This window comes from Vibrio sp. OPT46 (assembly GCF_015163535.1).
Taxonomy (GTDB): Bacteria; Pseudomonadota; Gammaproteobacteria; order Enterobacterales; family Vibrionaceae; genus Vibrio; species Vibrio alginolyticus.
Map to the genome: position 1 here is coordinate 1 of NZ_JADDYG010000273.1, position 360 is coordinate 360.

The following is a 360-nucleotide window of genomic DNA, read 5'->3' on the forward strand; positions in this document are numbered from 1 at the left end:
GAATCTCAGTTAGAAGAAGAAGACGATGAAGACGTTGATGACGACGAAGATAGCGATGACGATTCAGATGATTCTGAAGAAGATGTAGGTATCGATCCAGAATTAGCGCTAGAGAAATTCAACCAACTACGCAGCACCTATCAAAATCTTCAATTAGCAATCAACGAGTACGGCTATAACAGCCCGAAAGCAACCGTTGCTAATGAAATGATGCTAGACGTATTCCGCGAGTTTCGTCTAACGCCTAAACAGTTTGATCACTTAGTGAATGAACTGCGTACTGCTATGGATCGCGTTCGTACTCAAGAGCGCCTGATCATGAAGTCTGTGGTTGAATACGGCAAAATGCCGAAGAAATCA

General features: G+C 43.1%; 1 protein-coding gene. It reads left to right on the plus strand.

All coding sequences use genetic code 11. The features are described 5' to 3' along the window. On the plus strand, positions 1 to 360 hold a 360-nt coding region (locus IQR33_RS12625), incomplete at both ends, for a sigma-70 non-essential region-containing protein (RefSeq protein WP_193843735.1).